This window comes from Eggerthella sp. (assembly GCF_048329335.1).
GTDB classification, from domain to species: Bacteria; Actinomycetota; Coriobacteriia; order Coriobacteriales; family Eggerthellaceae; genus Eggerthella; species Eggerthella lenta.
Map to the genome: position 1 here is coordinate 1 of NZ_DBFEGU010000382.1, position 1,484 is coordinate 1,484.

3 protein-coding genes are annotated in these 1,484 nt (G+C 72.8%); 1 reads left to right on the plus strand and 2 read right to left on the minus strand.

The genetic code is table 11. From position 1 onward, the window contains the following. Positions 1 to 649, plus strand: a 649-nt coding sequence (locus tag ACMO6A_RS11830) for an HAD-IC family P-type ATPase (protein WP_418471316.1), incomplete at its 5' end; no start/stop codon positions are given. Between the two features lie 2 nt (positions 650 to 651). On the opposite strand, the gene ACMO6A_RS11835 is transcribed toward ACMO6A_RS11830, so the two are convergent. Next, a complete protein-coding gene (locus ACMO6A_RS11835) occupies positions 652 to 1,455 on the minus strand; it encodes a protein kinase family protein (protein WP_009304769.1) in 804 nt (267 codons plus the stop codon). Beyond that, positions 1,434 to 1,484, minus strand: coding sequence for a zinc-ribbon domain-containing protein (locus ACMO6A_RS11840; RefSeq protein ID WP_418471317.1), 51 nt, complete (start codon positions 1,482 to 1,484; stop codon positions 1,434 to 1,436). The genes ACMO6A_RS11835 and ACMO6A_RS11840 overlap by 22 nt, the downstream gene beginning before the upstream one ends.

Consider the following 1,484-nt stretch of genomic DNA (forward strand, 5'->3'; position numbering starts at 1 on the left):
GGACGAAGGCGTGTCCCTCACCGAGGAGCAGAAGCGCCGCGTGGCCGACGAAACGGAGGGGCTGTCGCCGCTGTACCTGGCGGTGGACGGCGAGCTGATCGGCGTCATCGGCATCGAGGACCCGCTGAAGGCCGGGGTGCGCGAGGCCATCGCCGACCTGAGGATGCTCGGGTTCAAGCGCGTCGTCATGCTCACGGGCGACGGCGAGCGCACGGCGGCGCGCATCGCGGACGCCGCCGGCGTGACGGAGTACCGCGCCAACCTGCTGCCCGAGGACAAGTACGCCTTCGTGGAGCGGCTGAAGGCGGAGGGGAGCAAGGTGGTCATGGTGGGCGACGGCGTGAACGACGCCCCGGCGCTCTCGCTGGCCGACGTGGGCATCGCCATGGGGCAGGGCACCGCCGTGGCGAAGGAGGTGGCCGACATCACGCTGACGGGAGGGCACCTGAGCGCGCTCGTGACGCTGCGGACGCTGAGCGCGGGGCTGACCGCGCGCCTGAACGCATCGTTCAAGGAGGTCATCGCCATCAACTCGGCGCTGCTGGCGGCGGGCATCGGCGGCCTCATCACGCCGCAGACCTCGTCGCTGCTGCACAACGCGTCCACGGTGGCGCTCAGCGTGAGGAACGGCGGGACGTACCGCGCCTAGCGTCAGGCCGTCGGCGGCGCTGCGAACGCCTCCTCGAAGGCATCGCCGATCGACGCGAAGCCGTGCAGCGCGGGCTCGTCCGAGAACAGGTCGAGCAGCAGGGAGCGCTGGGCAGCCGGGAGGTCGAGGTCGTCGAACCAGGGAAGCTTCGCGTGCCGCCTGCTGCGCACTGCGGCGGGGCTCGCGTACAGCAGGAACAGCAGCACGTCGGCGAGCCCGGCGCGATCGGATGCGGTCGCGGCCGGGCTCGCCGCGTTCCGGTCGAAGAAGCCGGCCAGCCCGAAGTCGACGAGCGACACCGTTCCCTCGGCGTCGATCAGCAGGTTCGCCGGCCGCACGTCGCCGTGCGCCACGCCGCGGCCCTCCAGGTGCGCGAGCGCGTCGATGACCTGGCGGCCGATGGAGGCGATCGCCGCTTGGTCGAACGACCGCCGTTGCCGGAACAGCAGGCGGTCGAGGGAGGTGCCGGGCATGAGGCTTTGCGCCATGAAGCAGCGCCCGCGGTCGCGCGCGTCGTCGCGCTCGCGCACGATGCCGAGCCAGCGGGGGACGGCGGGGTGCGCGCACAGCGACAGCGCCTTCGCCTCGTTCCAGAGGGCGTCGCGGTCGAGGGACCCCTGCTCGGGTTTGATCAGCTTGAGGGCCGCGCTGCGGGGCTCGCCGCTTGCGCGCGAGGCGCGAAAGCACGTGCCGAACCGGCCTTGGCCCAGCACGGCGTCGAGCCGCCATGCGCCGAACGTGCGGCCGACGAGCCTGCGGTCGCCGGCCGCGGTGGCGAAGCGCGCTAGCCGCGCGGCGTGCCGCATTCGGGGCAGAACTTCGCGCTGGGAGGCAG

Coding starts and splice junctions, on each gene's coding strand:
- ACMO6A_RS11835 (WP_009304769.1), bottom strand. CDS start 1,455: ATGCGGCACGCCGCGCGGCTAGCGCGCTTCGCCACCGCGGCCGGCGAC.